Annotated in this window: 16 protein-coding genes and 1 other RNA gene; 6 read left to right on the forward strand and 11 right to left on the reverse strand. The window is 63.0% G+C overall.

What is annotated here, in order from left to right; genetic code table 11:
• Positions 1-66: 66 nt before the first annotated feature.
• Positions 67-3,525, reverse strand: coding sequence for a DNA polymerase III subunit alpha (gene dnaE / locus AC07N6_RS11910; RefSeq protein WP_494783246.1), 3,459 nt, complete (start codon positions 3,523-3,525; stop codon positions 67-69).
• A 213-nt stretch (positions 3,526-3,738) separates the two neighbouring features.
• On the opposite strand from dnaE, the gene AC07N6_RS11915 reads away from it, so the two are divergent.
• Positions 3,739-4,629, forward strand: coding sequence for a sulfurtransferase (locus AC07N6_RS11915; protein WP_494783245.1), 891 nt, complete (start codon positions 3,739-3,741; stop codon positions 4,627-4,629).
• Positions 4,630-4,700: 71 nt separating this feature from the next.
• Here AC07N6_RS11915 and AC07N6_RS11920 read toward each other — a convergent pair whose 3' ends face one another.
• Together AC07N6_RS11920 and AC07N6_RS11925 are read right to left on the reverse strand one after the other, a co-directional pair.
• Positions 4,701-5,276, reverse strand: a complete 576-nt coding sequence (locus AC07N6_RS11920) for a flavodoxin family protein (protein WP_494783244.1) — start codon at positions 5,274-5,276, stop codon at positions 4,701-4,703.
• A gap of 247 nt (positions 5,277-5,523) precedes the next feature.
• On the reverse strand, positions 5,524-6,225 hold the full coding sequence (locus tag AC07N6_RS11925; protein ID WP_494783243.1) for a pirin family protein: 702 nt from the start codon (positions 6,223-6,225) through the stop codon (positions 5,524-5,526).
• Positions 6,226-6,387: 162 nt separating this feature from the next.
• Between AC07N6_RS11925 and AC07N6_RS11930 the strand changes: the two genes are divergently transcribed.
• Entirely contained in the window at positions 6,388-7,326 is a 939-nt protein-coding gene (locus AC07N6_RS11930; RefSeq protein WP_494783242.1) for a LysR family transcriptional regulator, read from the forward strand.
• Positions 7,323-8,207: a tRNA glutamyl-Q(34) synthetase GluQRS gene (gene gluQRS, locus AC07N6_RS11935; protein WP_494783241.1), complete on the forward strand. Its 885-nt coding sequence runs from the start codon at positions 7,323-7,325 to the stop codon at positions 8,205-8,207. The genes AC07N6_RS11930 and gluQRS overlap by 4 nt, the downstream gene beginning before the upstream one ends.
• 109 nt (positions 8,208-8,316) lie before the next feature.
• On the opposite strand, the gene AC07N6_RS11940 is transcribed toward gluQRS, so the two are convergent.
• Both AC07N6_RS11940 and AC07N6_RS11945 read right to left on the reverse strand, forming a co-directional pair.
• Positions 8,317-9,771, reverse strand: a complete 1,455-nt coding sequence (locus AC07N6_RS11940) for a DEAD/DEAH box helicase (protein WP_494783240.1) — start codon at positions 9,769-9,771, stop codon at positions 8,317-8,319.
• A gap of 420 nt (positions 9,772-10,191) precedes the next feature.
• Positions 10,192-10,875, reverse strand: a complete 684-nt coding sequence (locus tag AC07N6_RS11945) for a fumarylacetoacetate hydrolase family protein (RefSeq protein WP_494783239.1) — start codon at positions 10,873-10,875, stop codon at positions 10,192-10,194.
• 347 nt (positions 10,876-11,222) lie between these two features.
• On the opposite strand from AC07N6_RS11945, the gene AC07N6_RS11950 reads away from it, so the two are divergent.
• Both AC07N6_RS11950 and AC07N6_RS11955 read left to right on the forward strand, forming a co-directional pair.
• Complete coding sequence (locus tag AC07N6_RS11950) at positions 11,223-13,040, forward strand: tetratricopeptide repeat protein (protein ID WP_494783237.1); 1,818 nt, start codon at positions 11,223-11,225, stop codon at positions 13,038-13,040.
• 252 nt (positions 13,041-13,292) lie between these two features.
• A complete protein-coding gene (locus AC07N6_RS11955) occupies positions 13,293-14,318 on the forward strand; it encodes a glucokinase (RefSeq protein WP_494783236.1) in 1,026 nt (341 codons plus the stop codon).
• 103 nt (positions 14,319-14,421) lie between these two features.
• Here the strand turns inward: AC07N6_RS11955 and ffs are convergent.
• Together ffs and ubiD are read right to left on the reverse strand one after the other, a co-directional pair.
• Positions 14,422-14,520: signal recognition particle sRNA small type (gene ffs / locus AC07N6_RS11960), an RNA gene on the reverse strand.
• Between the two features lie 131 nt (positions 14,521-14,651).
• On the reverse strand, positions 14,652-16,136 hold the full coding sequence (ubiD, locus tag AC07N6_RS11965) for a 4-hydroxy-3-polyprenylbenzoate decarboxylase (protein ID WP_494783235.1): 1,485 nt from the start codon (positions 16,134-16,136) through the stop codon (positions 14,652-14,654).
• Between the two features lie 466 nt (positions 16,137-16,602).
• Between ubiD and AC07N6_RS11970 the strand changes: the two genes are divergently transcribed.
• Positions 16,603-17,589: a transglycosylase SLT domain-containing protein gene (locus tag AC07N6_RS11970; RefSeq protein WP_494783234.1), complete on the forward strand. Its 987-nt coding sequence runs from the start codon at positions 16,603-16,605 to the stop codon at positions 17,587-17,589.
• A 109-nt stretch (positions 17,590-17,698) separates the two neighbouring features.
• Here AC07N6_RS11970 and AC07N6_RS11975 read toward each other — a convergent pair whose 3' ends face one another.
• The 4 genes from AC07N6_RS11975 to ribBA form a co-directional block, all read right to left on the reverse strand.
• Complete coding sequence (locus AC07N6_RS11975; RefSeq protein ID WP_494783233.1) at positions 17,699-18,877, reverse strand: pyridoxal phosphate-dependent aminotransferase; 1,179 nt, start codon at positions 18,875-18,877, stop codon at positions 17,699-17,701.
• A gap of 114 nt (positions 18,878-18,991) precedes the next feature.
• Positions 18,992-19,459, reverse strand: a complete 468-nt coding sequence (gene nusB, locus AC07N6_RS11980; protein WP_141911784.1) for a transcription antitermination factor NusB — start codon at positions 19,457-19,459, stop codon at positions 18,992-18,994.
• Positions 19,460-19,564: 105 nt separating this feature from the next.
• Positions 19,565-20,053: a 6,7-dimethyl-8-ribityllumazine synthase gene (ribH, locus tag AC07N6_RS11985; protein WP_494783232.1), complete on the reverse strand. Its 489-nt coding sequence runs from the start codon at positions 20,051-20,053 to the stop codon at positions 19,565-19,567.
• A gap of 57 nt (positions 20,054-20,110) precedes the next feature.
• Positions 20,111-21,232 carry a bifunctional 3,4-dihydroxy-2-butanone-4-phosphate synthase/GTP cyclohydrolase II gene (ribBA, locus tag AC07N6_RS11990; RefSeq protein ID WP_494783231.1) on the reverse strand — a complete coding sequence of 374 codons (1,122 nt, stop codon included), beginning with the start codon at positions 21,230-21,232 and terminating at the stop codon, positions 20,111-20,113.
• Positions 21,233-21,302 lie beyond the last annotated feature (70 nt).

A 21,302-nucleotide genomic window follows, 5' to 3' on the forward strand; every position in this document is an offset into this window, starting at 1 on the left:
CCGATCAGCCCAAACCTGCAATTCTACCGTTGCGGCAGCACAAGCTTTTGGCCATCTTCCGAATTCTCAATACTCAACAATCACGGCTTCCTTGCCAAACGAAGCCACCAACGAACTCTGCAAGCTATCGCTGGGATTGATCCGCCAGGCATCCCCCAGCACCACCTCGCAGCCGGCATCGGCCTGCAGGTAGCGCATCACGAACGGCAATCCCTGCTCCTGGCGGTGCGCCGACAGGGTGTCGCGCAACAGGTTGGCATCGACCGCCTTGTTGATCGACACCACCATGCGCACGCCGTACTGGATGCGCGCCGCGCCCAGGTCCATGACCTTCTCGGCCGATACCCGCAATCCGCCGTTGAAGCGGTCTTCGGAAACACGGCCTTGCACCACCAGCAGTTCGTCTTCCTTGATCAGGTGCTTGAACGGTTCGAACACTTCGTTATAGATGGTGGCTTCGATCACGCCGGTGCCGTCGTCCAGCGTGCAGATCACCAGCTTGCCGCGCTGGGTCATCTGCACCCGCACCCCGGTGATGATGCCGGCCATGCTGCGCGGCTCGCGCGAAGGCTCAAGGCTGGAGATCTTGGTGCGCACGAAACGGCGCACTTCCTTTTCGTACGCCGAGAACAGGTGACCCGAAAGGTAGAAGCCCAGCGCGCCCTTCTCTTCGGTCAGGCGCTGCTTGTCGCTCCACGGCGTGACTTGCACGTATTCCAGCGGCGCTTCGAGATCGCTGTCGTCGCCGCCGAACAGGCTGACCTGGTTGGCCGACTTCTCGGCTTGCTCGGCGCTTTCCCAGGCCAGGTTGACCGAGGCTTGCAGGATGGCGCGGTCGACCTTGAAGCAGTCGAAGGCGCCGGCCCGGATCAGCGAGTCGATGGTGCGGCGGTTGATCTGTTTCTTGTCGACGCGCTTGGCGAAGTCGAACAGATCCTTGAACGGGCCTTCCTTGCGCGCTTCGAGGATGGATTCGATGGCGTTCTGGCCGGCGCCCTTGACGGCGCCCAGGCCGTAACGCACCTGCGTGGCCTTCTTGCCCGGCTCGCCCACCGGCATGAAGCGATAGTCGGACTGGTTGATGTCGGGCGGCAGGATGGACAGCCTGCAGATGTCGATCGCGTCTTCGATCAGGATCTTGACCTTGTCGGTGTCTTCCATCGCCAGCGACAAGTTGGCTGCCATGAACGCGGCCGGATGGTGCGCCTTCAGGTAGGCGGTGTAATACGACAGCAGCGCGTAAGCGGCGGCGTGCGACTTGTTGAAGCCGTAGCCGGCGAACTTTTCCATCAAGTCGAAGATTTCGTCGGCCTTCTCGGTCGACAGGCCGTTCTTGGCGGCGCCCTCGCGGAACAGCTCGCGGTGCTTGGCCATTTCCTCGGCCTTCTTCTTGCCCATCGCGCGGCGCAGCAAGTCGGCGCCGCCCAGCGAGTAGCCGCCGATCACCTGCGCCATCTGCATCACCTGCTCCTGATAGACCATGATGCCGTAGGTCTCGGAGAGGATGCCCTCGGTACGCGGGTCCGGGTAATCGAAGGCTTCGCCGTGCTTGCGCTTGCAGAAATCGGGGATCAGGTCCATCGGGCCCGGGCGGTACAACGCCACCAGCGCGATGATGTCCTCGAAACGGTCGGGGCGCGCGTCCTTCAGCATGCCTTGCATGCCGCGGCTTTCAAGCTGGAACACGGCGACCGTCTTGGCCTTGGTCAGCAGTTCGTAGGAAGCGCGGTCGTTCAATGGCAGCTTGGCCAGGTCGAAGTCGGCCATGGCCGGGTCGAGCATGCGGATGTAGCGCTCGGCACGGTCGAGGATGGTCAGCGTGGTCAAGCCCAAAAAGTCGAACTTCACCAGGCCGACGGCTTCCACGTCGTCCTTGTCGTACTGCGAGACCACGCCGGCGTCGCCGCCCTGCGTGTAGAGCGGGCAGAAGTCGGTCAGCTTGCCGGGGGCGATCAGCACGCCGCCGGCGTGCATGCCGATGTTGCGGGCGATGCCTTCGACCTGCTGGGCCAGGCCCATCAACTGCTTCACTTCCTCTTCGTTTTCCAGGCGCTCCTTGAGCAGCGGCTCTTCCTCGATGGCGTCGGCTAGCGTCACCAGCTTGCCCGGCTTGAACGGGATCAGCTTGGAGATGCCGTCGCAGAAGTTGTAGCCGAGGTCGAGCACGCGGCCCACATCGCGCACCGCGCCCTTGGCGGCCATGGTGCCGAAGGTGGCGATCTGCGAGACCGCCTCCTTGCCGTAGCGGTCCTTCACATATTGGATGACGCGGTCGCGGCCTTCCTGGCAAAAGTCGATGTCGAAGTCGGGCATCGAGACCCGTTCCGGGTTCAGGAAGCGTTCGAACAGCAGGTTGTAGCGCAGCGGGTCGAGGTCGGTGATCAAGAGGCAATAGGCCACCAGCGAACCGGCGCCGGAACCCCGGCCGGGGCCGACCGGCACGCCGTTGTTCTTGGCCCACTGGATGAAGTCGGCCACGATCAGGAAGTAGCCCGGGAACTTCATCTTGATGATGGTGTTGTTCTCGAACTCCAGGCGCGCCTCGTAGCGCGGGCGTTCCTTCTCGCGCTGGGCCTCGTCCGGATACAGGTGCTTCAGGCGTTCTACCAGGCCGGCCTTGGTCTGGGCCACCAGGAAGTCGTCGATGGTCATGCCGTCCGGCGTGGGGAAATCGGGCAGTTGCGGCTTGCCCAACTGCAGCACCAGGTTGCAGCGCTTGGCGATCTCGATGGTGTTGGCGATGGCGCCCGGCAGGTCGGCGAACAGCTCGACCATCTCGGCCTGCGACTTGAAATATTGCTGGTCGTTGAAGCGGCGTACGCGGCGCGCATTGGCCAGGATCTCGCCTTCGGCGATGCAGGTGCGCGCCTCGTGGGCGATGAATTCTTCGGTGGACTGGAACTGGATCGGATGGGTCGCCACTGTCGGCAAACCCAGCCTGGCGCCCAGCGCGACGCTCTGGCGCACCTGGATATCCATGTTGGGATGGCCCGCACGCTGGATCTCGAGGTAGTAGGCGCCCGGAAAAATCTCTGCCCAGCGTCTGGCGCATTCTTCCGCCAGTGCAATATTGCCGTTGTCGATGGCCTGGCCGACGTCGCCGCCCTGGCCGCCGGACAAGGCGATCAGGCCGTTGCCGCCGTCCTGGCGGCGCAACGCGTCCAGCCATTCCATGCGCACTTCGGCACGGCCCTTGTAAATATTTTCCAGCCAGGCCCGCGACAGCAATTCGCACAACTGCAGGTAGCCGTGGTGGTTTTTCACCAGCAGCAGCAGGCGCGCAGGCTTTTCGCGGTCGGTGTCGTTGGTGATCCAGATGTCGCAGCCGGCGATCGGCTTGATGCCCTTGCCGCGCGCGGCCTTGTAGAACTTGACCATGCCGAACAGGTTGGCCAGATCGGTGACGGCCATCGCCGCCTGGCCATCCTTGGCGGCAGCCTGGACGACGTCATCGATGCGCACCAGGCCGTCGACGATGGAGTACTCCGAATGCAGTCGGAGGTGAACGAATTGCGGTGTAGTCATGGGGCCACATTTTACCGGAGGTTGGGAGCTCCCCCGCTCCGAATTAGCCGGTTTTTGCGTGTGCAAACCCTGCTTGACAAGGCCTCGCGCAAGCTTGCCGGCTCTGCGACCGCGAAGCACGCTTGATCTGCATCAGCGAAGCGCCAAATAGCTGCGAAGACCGGGTTGGCGCGTATATAATGCTGACAATTCAAAGACTTAGAGCAAACAACCATGCAGTCCCCGGATACCCCCTACGTCAACATCGCCGCCTACAAATTCATCACCTTCGACGACACGGTCGAAAAACGTCCACAATTCCTGGCGTTTTGCCAGAAGCACAACCTGCGCGGCACCATATTGCTGACCCCGGAAGGCATCAACCTGTTCCTGGCCGGCCTGCGCCACGAGATCGACGCCTTCCTGGCCTGGCTGCGTTCCGATGCGCGCTTCGCCGACATCGTGGTCAAGGAGAGTTTTTCCGAAAAGCAACCCTTCACCCGCATGCTGGTCAAGCTCAAGGCCGAGATCATCACGATGAAGCACCCGCTGATCAAGCCGGAAGAAGGCCGTGCCCCCTCGGTGGAACCGCAAGACCTGAAGCGCTGGCTGGATCAAGGCCACGACGACAACGGCAAACCCGTGGTGATGGTGGATACCCGCAATGCCTTCGAGGTCGATGTGGGCACCTTTGACAACACGGTCGACTACCGCATCGCCAAGTTCACCGAATTCCCGCAAGTCATCGCCGCGCACAAGCCCGATTTCGACGGCAAGACCGTGGTCACCTTCTGCACCGGCGGCATTCGCTGCGAAAAGGCCGCGATCCACATGCAGAACATCGGCTATGACAGCGTCTACCAGCTCGAAGGCGGCATCCTGCGCTACTTCGAGGAAGTCGGCGGCGCCCATTACCAAGGCGACTGCTTCGTGTTCGACTACCGTACCGCGCTGAGCCCCGACCTGAAGGAAAGCCAGACCGCGCAATGCTTCGCCTGCCGCGCCGTGGTCACGCCGCGCGAACAGTTGTCGCCGGACTACGTGCCGGGCAAGTCCTGCCCGCATTGCGCGTCCAGGCAACGCGCCGCGGCCGATGCCGGCACCGCGGCCGCCGTGCAAGCCTGATCGCCCGCCCTCGGCTCCAATGAAAAAGCCCACCTCGCGCGAGATGGGCTTTTTGCTGGGCGGAGGCCCGATTACTTCTTGAACTTGGCGGCCGTCTCAACCACACGTGCACCGAACAGCTTGGCGGTTTCCAAGTCACCCGGCAGCGGGCCCTCTTCCGGCGAGGAATCGGATGGGCTTTGCGCCATCAGGCCCGAGAAGGAGCCGACGAAGTTGATGTCGTTGCGCTGCGCCGCTTTGCTGTTGGCCGGCATCAGGCCGGTGCCGACCCAGATCATGCTGTGTTGCATGCCCAGCGTGAACAGGTAGTGCAGGGTCGACAGCTTGTCGCCGTTCATGGTGGCCGAGTTGGTGAAAGCGGCGCCGACCTTGTCTTTCCACTTCTGGCTGAACCAGGGCTTGGAGGAGGCATCGGCAAATTTCTTGAATTGCCACGAAACGCTGCCCATGTAGGTCGGCGAACCGAAGACGATGGCATCGGCCGCATCCAGCGTCGCCCAGTCGGCGTCGGTGATGTTGCCTTCGGCATTGATGGCGATCAGCTCGACGCTGGCGCCGGCAACCGCCGCGGCGCCGGCATGGACTGCTTCGGCCTGCTTCTTGGTATGGCCGTAGCCGGAATGGTAGACGATGGCGACTTTAGTCATGATGTTTCCTTCTCGAGTGGGAGTTTGCTTACTTAGAACCTGTTCACGATCTCATCCGGGGCCGTTCAAATGCCCTTTCAGGCGGTCTGCAGCGTTGCAAAGCCTCGCCGGGCCACCGGCCCGGCTGCGTTTTGCGCCTTGCAGCCCATCCTGAAATGACATTTGACCGACTCCCGGCGAGATCATGAACAGGTTCTTAAAAAAACCGCCGGGTGATCGGCTCCGGCGGGTACTGCAACAACAAGGTTTAACGCGGCAGGTCGAACAGTAGCACTTCGGCCTTGTCGCCACCGTTGATCTCCAGCTTGTCGACTTCAGCCAGCTTGAGCGCATCCCCGGCTTCCAGCGCCTGGCCGTTGACGCTCACCTTGCCGCGCGCCACGTGCACATAACCGAGGCGCCCTTGCGGCAGCGAATAGCTGGCATGCTGGTCGCCGTCGAACAGGCCGGCGTACAGCAGCGCATCCTGGTTCATGCTGACCGAACCGTCGCGCCCATCCTTGGAAGCCACCAGGCGCAGCTTGCCATCCTTGTCGGCGGCCGAGAAATGCGCTTCCTGATAGCCGGGCTCGGCGCCGTCACGGTCCGGCATGATCCAGATTTGCAGGAAGTGCGCGCCGCCAACCTGCGAGTGGTTGTACTCGGAGTGGCGCACGCCGGTGCCGGCGCTCATGCGCTGCACGTCCCCGGGGCGGATCACGCTGCCGTTGCCCATGCTGTCCTTGTGGGCCAGTTCGCCTTCCAGCACGTAGGAGATGATCTCCATGTCGCGGTGGCCGTGAGTGCCGAAACCCTGGCCGGCGGCCACGCGGTCTTCGTTGATCACCCGCAGCGGGCCGAAGCCCATGTGTTGCGGGTCGTAATAGTCGGCGAAGGAAAAGCTGTGATACGAATCCAGCCAACCGTGGTTGGCGTGTCCACGATCATTTGCTTTGCGCAGTTGCATCATGACAACACCCCTTTCAGTGAGTTCTGTATGTCTCAGGCTGATTCATACAAATTGTTTGTCGATGTAGCCACTATAGACACTATCTTTTTCCGGCATAAGGCCTAAAATTCATACGGCTCATTCAAATAATTTAAACAAGACAGAACCCACCGAGGCGCCCTCTTGAACCTGACCCTGGAATCCCTGCTGATCCTCGACATGATCGACCGCAAAGGCAGCTTCGCCGCCGCCGCGCTGGCCCTGGACCGCGTCCCCTCGGCGCTCACCTACAGCGTGCGCAAGCTGGAAGACGACCTGGATGTCCTGCTGTTCGACCGCCGCGGCCACCGCGCCCAGTTGACCCCGGCCGGCCAGCAATTGTTGCAGGAAGGCCGCCACCTGCTGCTGGCCGCCAACGATCTCGAGCAGCGCGTCAAGCGCACCGCCACCGGGCGCGAAACCGAATTGCACATCGTGCTCAACAGCCTGATCCCGTTCGGCAAGATGCGGCCGATCATCGAGGCCTTCGACCGCGAACAGTCCGGCACCCGGCTGCGCTTCACGCCGGGGGTGCTGACCGGCGCCTGGGAGAAGCTGATCGAAGGCCGCGCCAACCTGGTCATCGGGGTGACGCTGGATGGGCCGGAAATCGTACGCACCAGCGGACGCTTCCAGATGCATGAACTGGGTACGGTGGATTGGGTCTTTGCCGTCGCGCCCCACCATCCGCTGGCCCATGCCGCAGAGCCGCTGGCGGCCGAACTGGTGCGCAGTCACCGGGCCGTGGCCGTGGGCGACAACAGCCAGTCGCTGCCGACATTGACCATGGGGCTGCTGTCCGGCCAGGAGACGCTGACGGTGGCCACGGTGGCCGACAAGCTGGAAGCGCAATTGGCCGGCCTGGGCTGCGGCCACCTGCCGCGCATCTGGGCCGCGCCTTACCTGGCCAGCGGTGCGCTGGTCGAGAAGCAGACGCTGGCGGCCAAACCCAACGACAATTTCATGATCGCCTGGCCCAAGGCGGAACAGGGCAAATCGCTCAAGTGGTTCATCCAGCATCTGTCGCAGCCGGAGGTGCAACGCTCGCTGCTGGGCCCGGTCGCGCCCGGAAGAAACGCATGAGCGGCAACACTTACGTCGGCCGCTTCGCCCCCTCGCCCTCCGGCCCGTTGCATGCGGGCTCGCTGGTCGCCGCACTGGCCAGCTTCCTGGATGCGCGCATCCACAGCGGACGCTGGCTGGTGCGTATTGAAGACATCGATGAAACCCGCACCGTGCCCGGCGCCGCCGACGGCATCCTGGCGACGCTGGCGGCGCTGGACATGCATTCGGACGGCCCGGTGCTGGTGCAAAGCCAGCGCAAGCCTCGTTACCAGGCCGCGCGCGAGCAGTTGGGCACACACGCCTACCCTTGCGGCTGCAGCCGCAAGGAAATCGCCGACTCGCGCGTGGGCATCGCCAGCGACGGCGCGGCCATCTATCCCGGCACCTGCCGCCACGGACTGGCGCCCGGCAAGACGGCGCGCACCCTGCGCCTGCGCGTCCCCGACGCCGGCATGCCGGGCGAGCTGGTGCGCTTCGACGATCGCTGGCTGGGGCCGCAGCAACAGCATCTGGCCACGGAAGCGGGCGACTTTATCCTGCAGCGCGCCGATGGCTTTTGGGCATATCAATTGGCGGTGGTGGTGGACGATGCCGAGCAGGGCGTGACCGACATCGTGCGCGGCGCCGACCTGCTGGATTCGACGGCACGCCAGATCTACCTGCAAGGCCTGCTGGGCTATCCGACGCCGCGCTACCTGCATGTGCCGCTGCTGACCAATGACGTGGGCGAAAAATTTTCCAAGCAGAACGGCGCGCAGGCGATCGATCTCAGCCAGCCGCTGTGGGAATTGCAACGGGCCGCGGCCTTCCTTGGATTGGATACGGCCACGGCACATGACCGAGAGGGCTTCTGGCGCCTGGCGCTGGCGGCCTGGGATGCGCGCTTCGGCGCCGGATGACGCGGCCGGGCGCATCATCGCCGCCGTCGCGATGCCACAAAAAAAGTCCGCAATATATGCGGACTTTTTTGCGGACTCTTTGTGAACCTTGATCTTGAACCGGAGCGGCTCAGCGCTTGGGCATGCCACCCAGCAGTGCCGCCACCTTGGGCTTGGGGCGATTCGACTTGGGCAGGATTTCCGGCTTGGTGGATACCTCTTCGACACCGGTCGGCTCGTAAGGCTTGAGGAACCATGGGTCCACCTTTTCACGGCGCGACACCGGAGCGCCGCCGTCGCGGCTGCGCTCGCTCCGCTCGGGACGGCCGGCGCGTTCACTGCGCTCACCGCGAACGCTGCGTTCGCCGCGCTCCGCGCGCTCATGGCGCTCGCGCGTACGCGGGATAAAGCCGGCCAGTTCCGCGCGTTCGAATTTCTTCTTGATCAGCTTTTCGATATCGACCAGCAGGCGCTCGTCCTTATCGCAAAACAGCGAGATGGCGTCGCCCGATGCGCCGGCGCGGCCGGTACGGCCGATGCGGTGGACGTAATCCTCGGCGTTGTACGGCAGGTCGTAGTTGATCACGCACGGCAGTTCGGCGATATCGAGGCCGCGGGCGGCCACGTCGGTCGCCACCAGCACTTCGATCTGGCCTTGCTTGAAGGCTTCCAGCGCAGCCATGCGCTCGGACTGGCTCTTGTCGCCGTGGATGGCCGAGGCGTTGATGCCATCGCTTTCCAGCTGGCGCGACAGGCGCGAGGCGCCGATCTTGGTATTGGAGAACACGATCACCTGCTTCAAGCCGCGCTCGCGGATGATGTGGGTGACGGCATCGAGCTTGGCGCTCTCATCCACCTTGTAGATGGTTTGCGTGACGGTCTCGGCGGTGGCGTTACTGCGCGCGACTTCGATGGTGACCGGGTTGTTCTGGAAGCTGGCGGCCAGCTTCTTGATTTCGGGCGAGAAGGTCGCCGAGAACATCAGGTTCTGGCGCTGCTTGGGCAGCAGGTTGATGATGCGCTGCAAGTCGGGCAAGAAGCCCATGTCGAGCATGCGGTCGGCCTCGTCCATCACCAGGATCTGGGTCTGCGACAGGTTCACCGTCTTTTGCTGCACGTGGTCGAGCAGGCGGCCCGGGGTGGCGATCACGATCTCGACGCCGGCGCGCAGCGTGGCAGTCTGTGGCGCCATGTCGACGCCGCCGAACACCACGGTCGAGCGCAGCGGCGTGAAGCGCGAATAGGCCTTGACGTTGTCGGCCACCTGGTCGGCCAGCTCGCGGGTGGGCGTCAGGATCAGCGCGCGCACCGGGTGGCGCGCCGGCGAGGCGCTGGTGCTGGCGTGGGCCAACAGGCGCTGGATGATGGGCAGCGAGAACCCGGCGGTCTTGCCGGTGCCGGTCTGCGCCGCGCCCATGACATCGCGCCCCTGCAGCACGACGGGAATCGCCTGTGCCTGGATCGGAGTGGGATGGACATAGCCTTGTTCGGCCAAGGCCTTCAGGATATCCGGCGAAAGGCCGAAATCTTCAAAGCGGACGGCGGGTGCAGTCGGTGCTGCGGACGCGGGCGTGGTGTCGGACATGGTTTATTGCGAACGGTGCGACAGCGCCGCGGCAGCCTGTACAACGGCTCCGATGCATGGGGTGCATGCGCACGGGTTCAATTGCTTTCAGTGTTGAGAGTATTACGCGAGGCCGGGCCAAATCAACGCGGCGGCTCGCTTCGGATGATGCATCTGCTGACCGGGCCAGTACCTGTTCACACTGAATCTGTGCGTGCCAACGCGCAGAAGGCGCGTCGGCGATATTGCCCGGAAGACCGCTATTATACGCCGCATCGCAACAGGCTTCATGACAGTTTGGTGTCCGCCTTTGCGCCGATGAGGCAAATCGGCGAGAAACGTTGTCATTTCAACATTTTCTTACCATCCGAATGACCAGGCGCCACTCCCGTCAAGGCTGCGGCACCTGTTTCATTCTGCGGGGAAGAAAACCCGACCGGCTCAACCGATGGTGACGTTGATATCGAGCAGACCGTCGACATGGCCTTCCAGCCGGTCGCCCTTGACCACCGCGCCCACGCCTTCCGGCGTGCCGGTATAGATCAGGTCGCCCGGGAACAGCTCGACCAGGCCGGACAGGTAGGAAATGGTTTCAGCCACGCTCCAGATCAGGTCGGACAGGTCGCCCTGCTGGCGCACTTCGCCATTGACCTTGAGCCAGACCGCGCCCTTGTCGGGATGGCCGACCTTGGACACCGGCAGCAGTGGCGCGCACGGCGCCGACTGGTCGAAGCCCTTGGCCATGTCCCAGGGACGGCCCAGCTTCTTGGCCGCGGCCTGGATATCGCGGCGGGTCATGTCGAGCCCGACGGCGTAGCCGAACACCAGTTCCAGCGCCTTTTCCACCGGCACGTCGCGCCCGCCCCGGCCCAATGCCACCACCATCTCGATCTCGTGGTGGTAATCGCTGGTGGCCGCCGGATAAGGCACCACCGAATCGGTCGGCACGATGGCGTCGGCCGGCTTCATGAAGAAGAATGGCGGTTCGCGGTCCGGATCATGGCCCATCTCGCGGGCGTGGGCGGCGTAGTTGCGGCCGACGCAATAGATGCGGCGCACCGGGAAAGGATCGCCGCCAACCACCGGAATAGTGGGCTGGACAGGCGCAGGGATGGCGAAACTCATCGGGAAGACTCCGTAGTGGATGGTGGCCGGTCGAGCGGCCATTTCTGTATTTCTCAGCTTATTACGGCGCGGCGCACTGGCGTCGCCTTGCCAGCGCCCAGTGTAAAAGAAAAGGCGCAACGCTGCTTGGCACTGCCCCCACGGCCCTGCCGCCAACGCCGCTGGCCAAGAACCTGTTCCCGATCTCGCTCGGGAACAGGTTCCAAGATATAGGCGGCAATTCCGGCTGTAATCCTCTGGATAAAAGATGGCGAATTTGGGACACTTGCGTCAACACAACGCGCGGCGCCGGGCAATGCCGGCCACGCCGCTTTTTCATTGCCGTAGACCCAACCTCCATAATTCCTATGCGTCAACAAGCAAATGCCGCCACCATCCTGTTGCAACAGGCGCTGGCGCTGCATCAGAAGGGCCAGATGGCGCCCGCCGAAGCGCTCTACAAAAAAGCGCTGGCCAAAGCGCCCGGCCATTTCGAGGCCAACTACCTGTACGGCATGCTCAAGCTGCATCAGGAAGATTGGGACGCCGCCGAAGTGCAGTTGGGAAAAGCGATCAAACTCAACCCGCGGCACGTGGATACCTATTTCGACCATGCCGGCGCGCTGGAACACCTCGGCCGCGACCAGGATGCCGTCCAGAGCTACGACCGCGTCATTGAACTCAAGCCCGATTTCGCCGATGCCTTGATCAAACGCGCGCAGGTGCTGCGACGGCTTGGACGCAGCCGCGACGCCCTCGCCGACTGCGACAAGGCCGTGGCGATCGTGCCGGACAACGCCGATGCCTGGTTCCAGCGCGGCAACTGCCAGAACGACCAGTTCAACTTCCGCGAATCGCAGGAAAGCTACAAGCGCGCGGTGGCGCTGCGGCCGGATTTCATCGAAGCGCTGTTCAACCTGGGCAATGCCCACAAGGACTTCTATCGTTTCAGCGAGGCGCTCGAGGCCTATGACCGCGCGCTCGCCATCGCACCCGACTTTTCCCAGGCGCATACCAACAGGGGTTACGTACTGTTTCGCCTGCACCGCCCTCATGAGGCGCTGGAAGCCTATGACCGCGCCCTGGCGCTTGACGATAGCTCCCATGACCTGTGGTTCAACCGCGCAGCGACGCTGGAAGAACTGCGCCGCTTCGACGAGGCCAAGGAAAGCTATCGCCGGGCCCAGATGCTCAATCCGGCCGCGAACTCGGCACGCTGGAACGAGGCCTTGATGCAATTGCGCCAAGGCGACTTCCGCAACGGCTGGCAGCAGTACGAAGCCCGCTGGGAAACCCGGCAGATGCAAGATCAACGGCGCAGCTTCCAGCAGCCCCTGTGGCTTGGCGAAGAATCCCTGCAAGGAAAAACCATCCTGCTGCACGCGGAACAGGGCTTCGGCGACACCTTGCAGTTTGCGCGCTACGTGCCCATGGTCGCCGCCCAAGGCGCCAAGGTCATCCTGGAAGTGCAACCGGCGCTGCTGCCGCTGATGCGCAATGTGCCCGGCGTGAGCGAGGTGGTTGCCCGCGGCGGTGCGTTGCATCGCGCTTTCGATTTCCACTGCCCGCTGATGAGCTTGCCGCTGGCATGCAAAACCTTTTCCGAAGACGCCATCCCGCGCGCGCCTTACCTGAGCACCGATCCCGGCCAATGGGCCGCTTGGCACCAGCGCCTGCCGCACAACCGCGCCTTGCGCGTGGGGCTGGCCTGGTCCGGCAGCTCGCAATCGACCGATCCCAGCGCGGTTGCCATCGATGCCATGCGTTCGGTTACGTTTGCGGAGTTGGCGCCCATCGTGGAGCTGGCGCGCAGCCAGGGCGGCGTCGAGTTCGTCTCGCTCCAGGTGGGCGAGGCTGCCGTTGCGCAGTTGCAAGCGCATCCGCTGCGCGAGCGTGTGCATGACTTCTCCGCCCAGCTGACCGATTTTTCCGAAACCGCCGCACTGGTTGCCAACCTCGACCTGGTGATCAGCGTCGACACGTCGGTTTGCCATCTCGCCGGCGCATTGGGCAAGCCGGTCTGGTTGCTGGACCGTTTCAACGGCTGCTGGCGCTGGCAGGTCGACCGTACGGATACGCCCTGGTACCAGAATTTCACCATCTTCCGCCAAGACGCTCAAGGAGATTGGGGCAGTGTCGTGGCGCAGATGCGGGAAGCGCTGGCGCAGCACCTCGCCGGCGAATAAGCCGGCGAATCGCCCGCCAACGCCCATCCAACGCCCATCATGCCGAGCCAAGCGCCGGATTGCTTGCGACAGGCAATCCGGCTTTTTCACGTCCAACGGTAACCAACGCCAGCCCATCGGCGAAGCATGCGACCGGAACCTGTGCCGGCATGCGGCCTCATAACAGGCAGGGAAATTCATTATCCTGCGCATATCTGATACAACATGGATGGCGGCGCCCACCGCCGTCCCGCAACGACAAGGACCACCGGAATGCAGACTGGCCAACAGCCCAGCGCCACCACCCATACCGGCAACGGCGAGCATGCCGACGGCCCCCGCCTGCTAGCCGATATCGGCGGCACCAATGCGCGCTTCGCCCTGGAACCCGGACCGGGCCGGATCGAAGCCATCAAGACCCTGCCCGCTGCCGATTACCAGGAATTCACCGATGCCGTACAGGCCTACTTGCAACAAGCCGGCCAGCCACCGGTACGGCATGCGGTAGTGGCCATCGCCAATCCGGTGCAAGGCGACCAGATCAAGATGACCAACCATGACTGGGCGTTCTCGATCGAGGCCGCGCGCCAGTTGCTGCGTTTCGACACGCTGCTGCTGGTCAATGATTTCACGGCGCTGTCGATGGCCGTGCCGCAGTTGAAGGCATCCGACTTGCGGCAGGTAGGCGGCGGTCAAGCTGCTGCAGGCAACCCCATCGGCCTGGTCGGCGCGGGTACCGGCTTGGGCGTGGGTGGTTTGGTGTATGGCGGGGGGCGCTGGCTGCCGCTGGCCAGCGAAGGCGGGCATGTGTCCCTCTCGCCGGCCAATCCGCGTGAGGCCGCAATTCTTGCCTATGGCTGGCGTACTTATGAGCATCTGTCGGCCGAGCGGCTGGTATCGGGGCCGGGGCTGGAACTGATCCACCGGGCGCTGCTCGACCTCGACAGCCTTCCGGCACAAGATCTGAAGGCGGAACAGATCGTGGAACGCGGCCTGCGGCAAGGCGATCCGCGCTGCAAGGAAACCGTCGATATTTTCTGCAGCATGCTCGGCACCGTGGCGGCCAACCTGGCGCTCACGCTGGGCGCGCTGGGCGGCATCTACATCGGCGGCGGCGTGGTGCTGCATCTGGGCGATTATTTCGCGCGCTCGCCGTTTCGCGCTCGTTTCGAGAACAAGGGGCGCATGTCGGCGCTGACAAGAAAGATCCCGACCTTCGTCATCACCGCCGACTATCCGGCCTTCATCGGCGTCTCCACCATCCTCGACGAAAAGCTGCGCGACAAGCGTGATGCATAGCCGAACCTGGCAAGCCGAATGAGCGGCACACCAACGTTGCCTGACGTTCCAGGCACTTAATTGACTATGTAGATTGTGTAGACGGCGGGAGAGTAGAAAGAGAAGAGGCGAGCCTTGTCTGCGGCACTTGCGGGAAATGGCTGTGGCTGCTTCGTTCCCGACCTGACCAGGTTGACCATGCCACAATGCGCAGGGGCCCGCCGGGGCGAATTGTACTCCATTTCGCGCTGCCCCGGCCAGCGAATTCAACATCCGGCCAGCGCCACAATGAAAAGCCGCGCAATTGTATAAACAATTTGCGCGGCTTCTTCAATCGAGGGCCATGCCGGCGGATCAGATTCCCAACTGCTGCCAGATATCGTCCACGCGGCGCTTGACCGCATCGCTCATGGCGATCGGCGTGCCCCACTCGCGGCTGGTTTCGCCCGGCCATTTGTTGGTGGCATCGATGCCCATCTTGCTGCCCAAACCGCTAATGGGCGAAGCGAAATCGAGATAGTCGATCGGCGTGTTATCCACCATCACCGTATCGCGCACCGGATCGACCCGCGTGGTGATGGCCCAGATCACTTCCTTCCAGTCGCGGATATCGACATCCTCGTCCACCACCACGATGAACTTGGTGTACATGAACTGGCGCAGGAAACTCCACACGCCGAACATCACGCGCTTGGCATGGCCGGCGTACGACTTCTTCATCTGCACCACCGCCATGCGGTAGCTGCAGCCTTCGGGCGGCAAGTAGAAATCGGTAATTTCGGAGAACTGCTTCTGCAGCAGCGGCACGAACACCTCGTTCAAGGCCACGCCCAGCACCGCCGGCTCATCGGGCGGCTTGCCGGTATAGGTCGAGTGGTAAATGGCATCGCTGCGCATGGTGATGCGGTCGATGGTGAAGACCGGGAACCAGTCCTGCTCGTTGTAGTAACCGGTATGGTCGCCATAGGGACCTTCGAGCGCATGCTCGTAGCCCGAGGGGTGGTTGGCATCCGGATAGATATGCCCTTCCAGCACGATTTCGGCTGAGGCCGGCACGCGCAACTCGCTGCCCATGGCCTTGACCAGCTCGGTGCGGCTGCCGCGCAGCAGACCTGCGAACTGGTATTCGGACAGGCTGTCCGGCACCGGCGTCACCGCTCCTAATATAGTGGCGGGGTCGGCGCCCAGGGCAACCGCCACCGGATAAGGCTGGCCGGGGTTGGCGATGCAATGCTCGCGGAAATCGAGCGCGCCGCCGCGATGCGCCAGCCAGCGCATGATCACCTTGTTCGGGCCCAGCACCTGCTGGCGATAGATCCCCAGATTCTGGCGCTTCTTGTGCGGCCCCTTGGTGATCACCAGGCCCCAGGTAATCAGCGGCGCCACGTCGCCCGGCCAGCAATGCTGGATGGGCAGACGCGCGAGGTCGACATCCTTGCCTTCCCACACCACATCCTGGCAAGGCGCCGAACTGCGCTCCTTGGGCGCCATGTCCCATAGCGACTTGACCAGCGTCCCCAGGCCCAGCACATCCTTGAAACCCTTGGGCGGTTCCGGCTCTTTCAGGCGCGCCAGCAAGTGGCCGATACGACGCAATTCCCCGATATCTTCAGCGCCCATGCCCAAGGCGACCCGGCGTGGGGTACCGAAAAGATTCGCTAAGACTGGGATATTTTTCTCATCCACACGCTCAAAAAGGAGCGCTGGACCTTCCGCCCGGAGAGTGCGATCGCAGATCTCGGTCATCTCCAAATGGGAGGAAACAGGCAAGGAAACGCGCTTTAATTCGCCTTTTTGTTGCAACTTAGAAATAAAATCGCGCAGATCCGTGTATTTCATACTTTTTAACAAATTTCTTTTTGCATGACAGCCGGCTCAGGTATCCCCGGCAAACGCTTGATTCTATTGATTTTTGAAGAAAGGCCACGTTCAAAATGAGACACAAAAGTTATAAAAAACAGTTTTTATAGTATTGACTCGATATAAAGTGACTTCTACAATGCGCCCAGCCTAAACGAAAGGGCGTGAGCTAAGTAGCTCAACAGGCTTGAAATAATCATAACAAGCTTGCAAGGTATCCAGGGACCGGGGTCCCAGCAACACAAAGAAGTGTCATCCAAGGCGTCAGCCTTACCCCCCGAAACATTGTCATCCGACGGCACGGCCAGCAGGCCTCGCGGATGACTACTTGCCGTAACGCCTTGCGACGGTAACGTAATAGATTGCAGCAACGCCAGTCCAGCTATCCGGTCTCCACTTCTTGGCCGGCGAGCCCTGTATTTGCCGCAATAACGCAGGAGGTTCAATGTCTAACCAAGCTACCGAGGTTCCTTTAGCAGGCGCCCCGCAGATGGTTCAGCGTGCCGCGCTCTGGAATGCATCCCTGAACGCGCGCATTGGTCAATTTTTCAGCGTTGCCCACCGTGCAGTCACGGTACTCGGCATCGCCGCCCTGTTCGTACTCGGGCTGATGTTCTTCAATCCGGACCTGGCCGACAAGCTGATCAGCATGTCGCCCTTCTCGGATTCGGCCGACGACGTGCAGACTGCCGAGGCAGTAGTGCCGCCGCCGCTGACCGAGCTGATGTCGCCGGCCGCGCCGATCCCCACCATCCCGGTGATCGCCGGCGCCGCCGCGGCAGCATCGGCAAGCGGACCCGCGATGTCGGCAGAAGAGAGCCAGTTGCTGGGCACGCCGCGCCAACAGAAGCTGGTGACCAGCTGGCTGGCCAAACGCTACCGCGTCGCCAGCGATGCGGCCGACATGCTGGTATCGGCCACTTACCTGACGGCGCGCGACATCAAGCTCGACCCGCTGCTGATCCTGTCGGTGATCGCCATCGAGTCGCGCTTCAATCCCTTCGCGGAAAGCCCGATGGGCGCGCAGGGCCTGATGCAGGTGATGTCCAAGGTGCACCACGACAAGTTCCAGGAACTGGGCGGCATCAAGGCAGCCCTGAATCCGGTGGCCAACATCCGTGTCGGCTCGCAGATCCTGAAGGAATACGTGACCCGCGGCGGCTCCATCGAAGCCGGCCTGAAGACCTACGTCGGCGCGGCTGACATGGCCAATGACGGCGGCTACGGCGTGAAGGTGCTGTCCGAATACCAGAACCTGAAACAAGTGGCGATGGGAAAGAACGTGTCGATCTACACCACCGCCACCGTGAAGCTGCCGCCGCCAGCCCCGGCGGTCTCCGCCAGTGCCGAGCCCAAGCCGGCAGCTGCAAACAACGTAGCCTCGGCATCTGCCGCCAAGCCGAGGACGGAAGAACAACTCGCTGCCTTATGAGCGTGTTGCGCTTGAATATTACCGGTATTCAAAACGCAAAAAAGGAGCCTTCGGGCTCCTTTTTCCTTTCCGGCTTCCAACGCGTCGGCAACCGACGCCTTCGATATGCTCAGGCCGCCTTGCGGCTGGCGAAGAAGGTTCTCAGGCGCGCCACCGCCTCCTGCAGGTTTTCCATCGACGTCGCATACGACAAGCGAATATAGCGGCGCGCGGTAAAGGGGCCGAAATCCAGGCCCGGCACCAGTACCACGCCGGCTTCGTTGAGCATGTCGAGCGTCAGCCGGTCGGCATCGTCGGACAGCGCGCTGCAATCGGCGTAGACATAGAACGCGCCGTCCGGCACCACCGGCACCTTGAAGCCCAGGCTTTCCAGCGCCGGCACGATGTAGTCGCGGCGGCGCTTGAACTCCGCCTTGCGCTCTTCATAGATGGCAATCGACTCCGCGGAGAAGCAGGCCACACCGGCATGCTGGGCAATCGATGAGGCGCAGATGAACAAGTTCTGCGCCAGCTTCTCGATCTGCGGCACCAGGGCCGGCGGCAACACCAGCCAGCCCAGGCGCCATCCGGTCATGTTGAAGTACTTGGAGAAGCTGTTGATCACCACCACGTCCTCGCCCAGCGATAGCGCCGAGAACGGCGCTCCCTCATACGACAGGCCCTGGTAGATCTCATCGACGATGGTGAAGCCGCCACGCTGGCGCACTTCAGCCACGATCGCGCGCAATTCCCCGGGCAGGATGGAAGTGCCGGTCGGATTGGATGGCGAGGCCAACAGCACGCCACGGGTGGCCTGGTTCCAGTGCTCGCGCACCATCTGCGCGGAAAGCTGGAAGCGGTGTTCCGGGCCGCTGGCGATCAGCTTGGCCTGGCCTTCGAAAGCCGCGACGAAATGACGGTTGCAAGGATAGCTGGGGTCGGGCATCAGCACTTGCGCGCCCGGCTCCACCAGCGCGGCGCAGGCCAGCAACAAGGCCGCCGAGGCGCCGGCCGTGACCACGATGCGCTCCGGCGCGACATCCAGCCCATAGACGCTGCGATAGTGGTCGGAAATCGCCTGGCGCAATTGCGGCAGGCCGGTCGCCGAGGTGTACTGCATCTTGCCGTCGGCCATGGCGCGCGTGGCGGCCTCCACCACCGCCGGCGGCGCGGTGAAGTCGGGTTCGCCGATGCCCATGTGGATGATGTGGCGCCCCTGCTGCTCCAGCACGGCGGCCTTCTTGGCCAGCTCCATGACGTGGAAGGGGGCGATGTTATTGAGGCGGGAAGCGAGTTGGTTCAGGCTCATGGGAAATCCGGGAAGCTGGCGGCGCGCCTGGGCGGCAACGCATGCAACAGGGATGATGCGGCCGGGCGGCGGCCAGGCTTGACGCCAGCCGCCCGAGGCGCCGAGAACAATGTCTTAGCGGCGGCCGGCGCCGACTTCGGTGGCCCGGACTTGCGCCGCGAAGCGATCTAGCACGCCGTTGACATACTTGTGGCCATCGATGCCGCCGAAAGACTTGGTCAATTCCACGGCCTCGTTGATCACCACTTTGTAGGGAATCTCGATGTGATGTTGCAGTTCGTAGGCGCCGATCAGCAAGGCGGCATGTTCCACCGGTGACAGCTCCTTGATGGAGCGGTCGATCAGCGGCGCCAGGCCGGCGCGCAACGCCTGGGCATCGCGGATGGCGCCGTTGAGCAGCGTGTCGAAGTGTTCGGCATCGGCTTTGTCGAAACCGTGCGCTTCGCGGATGTGGGCTTCGATTGCGCCGCTGTCCTCATGGTTGAGCAGCCACTGGTACAAGCCCTGCAACGCGAACTCGCGCGCCCGGTGGCGCGGTGTGCGGTTCTTGTTCGAATTGGCGTGTTGAGATTTGTTCGACATGATGAGTGCGGCGCGAAGCCGTGAATGCTTTACTTGAATGAATACCTGAAACTGCTGAAAGGAAAAACCGCCGCACCGCCATCCAGACAGCGGCGCGGCAACGGCTTATTCCTCTTCGTCGGTCGCCTGGCCCAGCTCTTCCAGGACGATCGACAGGTTCGCCATTTCGACCGCAACGCGGGCCGCGTCGGCGCCCTTCTCGGCCATGCGCACCTCCGCCTGTTCGTCGTTCTCGGTGGTCAGCACGGCGTTGGCGATGGGCACGCCGAAATCCAGCGCGATGCGGCTAATGCCGGCGCCGGACTCGTTGGAAACCAGCTCGAAGTGGTAGGTTTCGCCGCGAATCACCGCGCCCAATGCGATCAGCGCATCGAACTGCTCGGTCTCCGCCATCTTCTGCAGGGCCAGCGGGATTTCCAGCGCGCCCGGCACGGTGACGTGCAGGATATCCTCGTCGGATACGCCCAAATGCTTCAATTCGGCCAGGCAGGCCGCCAGCAGGCCATGGCAGACGTCTTCATTGAAGCGCGCCTGCACGATGCCGATGCGCAAGCTTTCGCCATTCAAATCCGCTTCAAAAGTTCCAATGGTCATGGCTTTTCCTTATAGGTTGTTGACTTGCGTGATTGCTGATCTTGGTACGTTCCGTACTTATACGCCTTCGCGCGCCTGGTAACCGGTCACTTCAAGCTTGAAGCCCGCCATGGACGGCATCTTGCGCGGACTGGCCAGGAGCTTCATCTTGCACACGCCCAAATCCTTCAGGATCTGGGCGCCGATGCCATAGGTGCGCAGATCCAGGCGGTCGGCGCGCAGCGGCTTGGCGGCATTGGCGCCGCCCACCTGGTTGAGCGCGCCGAACTGGTCGAACATCTGCTGGGCCGACTCTTCGCAGTTGAGCAGCACCACCACGCCGCCCGGCGCGGCCTGTACCGCCTTCATGGCGGCCGCCAGGTTCCACGAGTGGGTGGTGACTTCGGACTCCAGCAAATCGAGGATGGACACCGGCTGGTGCACCCGCACCAGGGTTTCCTGGCCAGGCTGGATAGCGCCATGCACCAGCGCCAGATGCGCGCCGCCGGACGGCGTGTCGCGGTAGGCGATGGCCTTGAAGTTGCCGTGCACGGTCTGCATGTCGCGTTCGGCCACGCGCTCGATGATGCTCTCGTTGCGACTGCGGTAGTGAATCAGGTCGGCAATCGTGCCGATCTTCAGGGCGTGCTTCTCGGCGAATTCCATCAGGTCCGGCAGGCGCGCCATGGTGCCGTCGTCCTTCAGGATCTCGCAGATCACGGCGGCCGGCGTCAGCCCGGCCAGGGCGGTCAGGTCGCACCCGGCTTCGGTGTGGCCGGCGCGCATCAGCACGCCGCCCTTTTGCGCGCGCAGCGGAAAGATATGGCCCGGGTTCACCAGATCCGACGGCTTGGCGTGCTTGGCCGCGGCCACCTGGATGGTGCGCGCACGGTCGGCGGCGGAAATACCGGTGGTCACGCCTTCGGCCGCTTCGATCGAGACGGTGAAGTTGGTGCCGAACTGGGTACCGTTGCGGCTGGCCATCATCGGCAGGTCGAGCTGGTCGCAATGTTCTTCGGTGAGCGTCAGGCACACCAGGCCGCGCGCATGCGTGACCATGAAATTGATGGCTTCCGGCGTGACGAAATCGGTCGCCAGGATCAGATCGCCTTCGTTTTCGCGATCTTCCTCGTCGACCAGGATCACCATGCGTCCGGCACGCAGTTCCGCGACGATTTCTTCTGTTGTTGCGAGTAGCATAGTCCTCTTCCCAATTGAACCCGCTATTTTAAAGGATTTACGGGCTCTCCCGCCCTGCCGGCCGCGCCTG

It is taken from the genome of Herbaspirillum sp. GW821-FHT09A12 (genome assembly GCF_059418325.1).

Coding starts and splice junctions, on each gene's coding strand:
- AC07N6_RS11950 (WP_494783237.1), top strand. CDS start 11,223: ATGCGTCAACAAGCAAATGCCGCCACCATCCTGTTGCAACAGGCGCTG.
- gluQRS (WP_494783241.1), top strand. CDS start 7,323: ATGAGCGGCAACACTTACGTCGGCCGCTTCGCCCCCTCGCCCTCCGGC.
- ribBA (WP_494783231.1), bottom strand. CDS start 21,232: ATGCTACTCGCAACAACAGAAGAAATCGTCGCGGAACTGCGTGCCGGA.
- AC07N6_RS11945 (WP_494783239.1), bottom strand. CDS start 10,875: ATGAGTTTCGCCATCCCTGCGCCTGTCCAGCCCACTATTCCGGTGGTT.
- AC07N6_RS11940 (WP_494783240.1), bottom strand. CDS start 9,771: ATGTCCGACACCACGCCCGCGTCCGCAGCACCGACTGCACCCGCCGTC.
- nusB (WP_141911784.1), bottom strand. CDS start 19,459: ATGTCGAACAAATCTCAACACGCCAATTCGAACAAGAACCGCACACCG.
- AC07N6_RS11915 (WP_494783245.1), top strand. CDS start 3,739: ATGCAGTCCCCGGATACCCCCTACGTCAACATCGCCGCCTACAAATTC.
- AC07N6_RS11970 (WP_494783234.1), top strand. CDS start 16,603: ATGTCTAACCAAGCTACCGAGGTTCCTTTAGCAGGCGCCCCGCAGATG.
- AC07N6_RS11920 (WP_494783244.1), bottom strand. CDS start 5,276: ATGACTAAAGTCGCCATCGTCTACCATTCCGGCTACGGCCATACCAAG.
- AC07N6_RS11955 (WP_494783236.1), top strand. CDS start 13,293: ATGCAGACTGGCCAACAGCCCAGCGCCACCACCCATACCGGCAACGGC.
- ubiD (WP_494783235.1), bottom strand. CDS start 16,136: ATGAAATACACGGATCTGCGCGATTTTATTTCTAAGTTGCAACAAAAA.
- AC07N6_RS11975 (WP_494783233.1), bottom strand. CDS start 18,877: ATGAGCCTGAACCAACTCGCTTCCCGCCTCAATAACATCGCCCCCTTC.
- ribH (WP_494783232.1), bottom strand. CDS start 20,053: ATGACCATTGGAACTTTTGAAGCGGATTTGAATGGCGAAAGCTTGCGC.
- AC07N6_RS11925 (WP_494783243.1), bottom strand. CDS start 6,225: ATGATGCAACTGCGCAAAGCAAATGATCGTGGACACGCCAACCACGGT.
- dnaE (WP_494783246.1), bottom strand. CDS start 3,525: ATGACTACACCGCAATTCGTTCACCTCCGACTGCATTCGGAGTACTCC.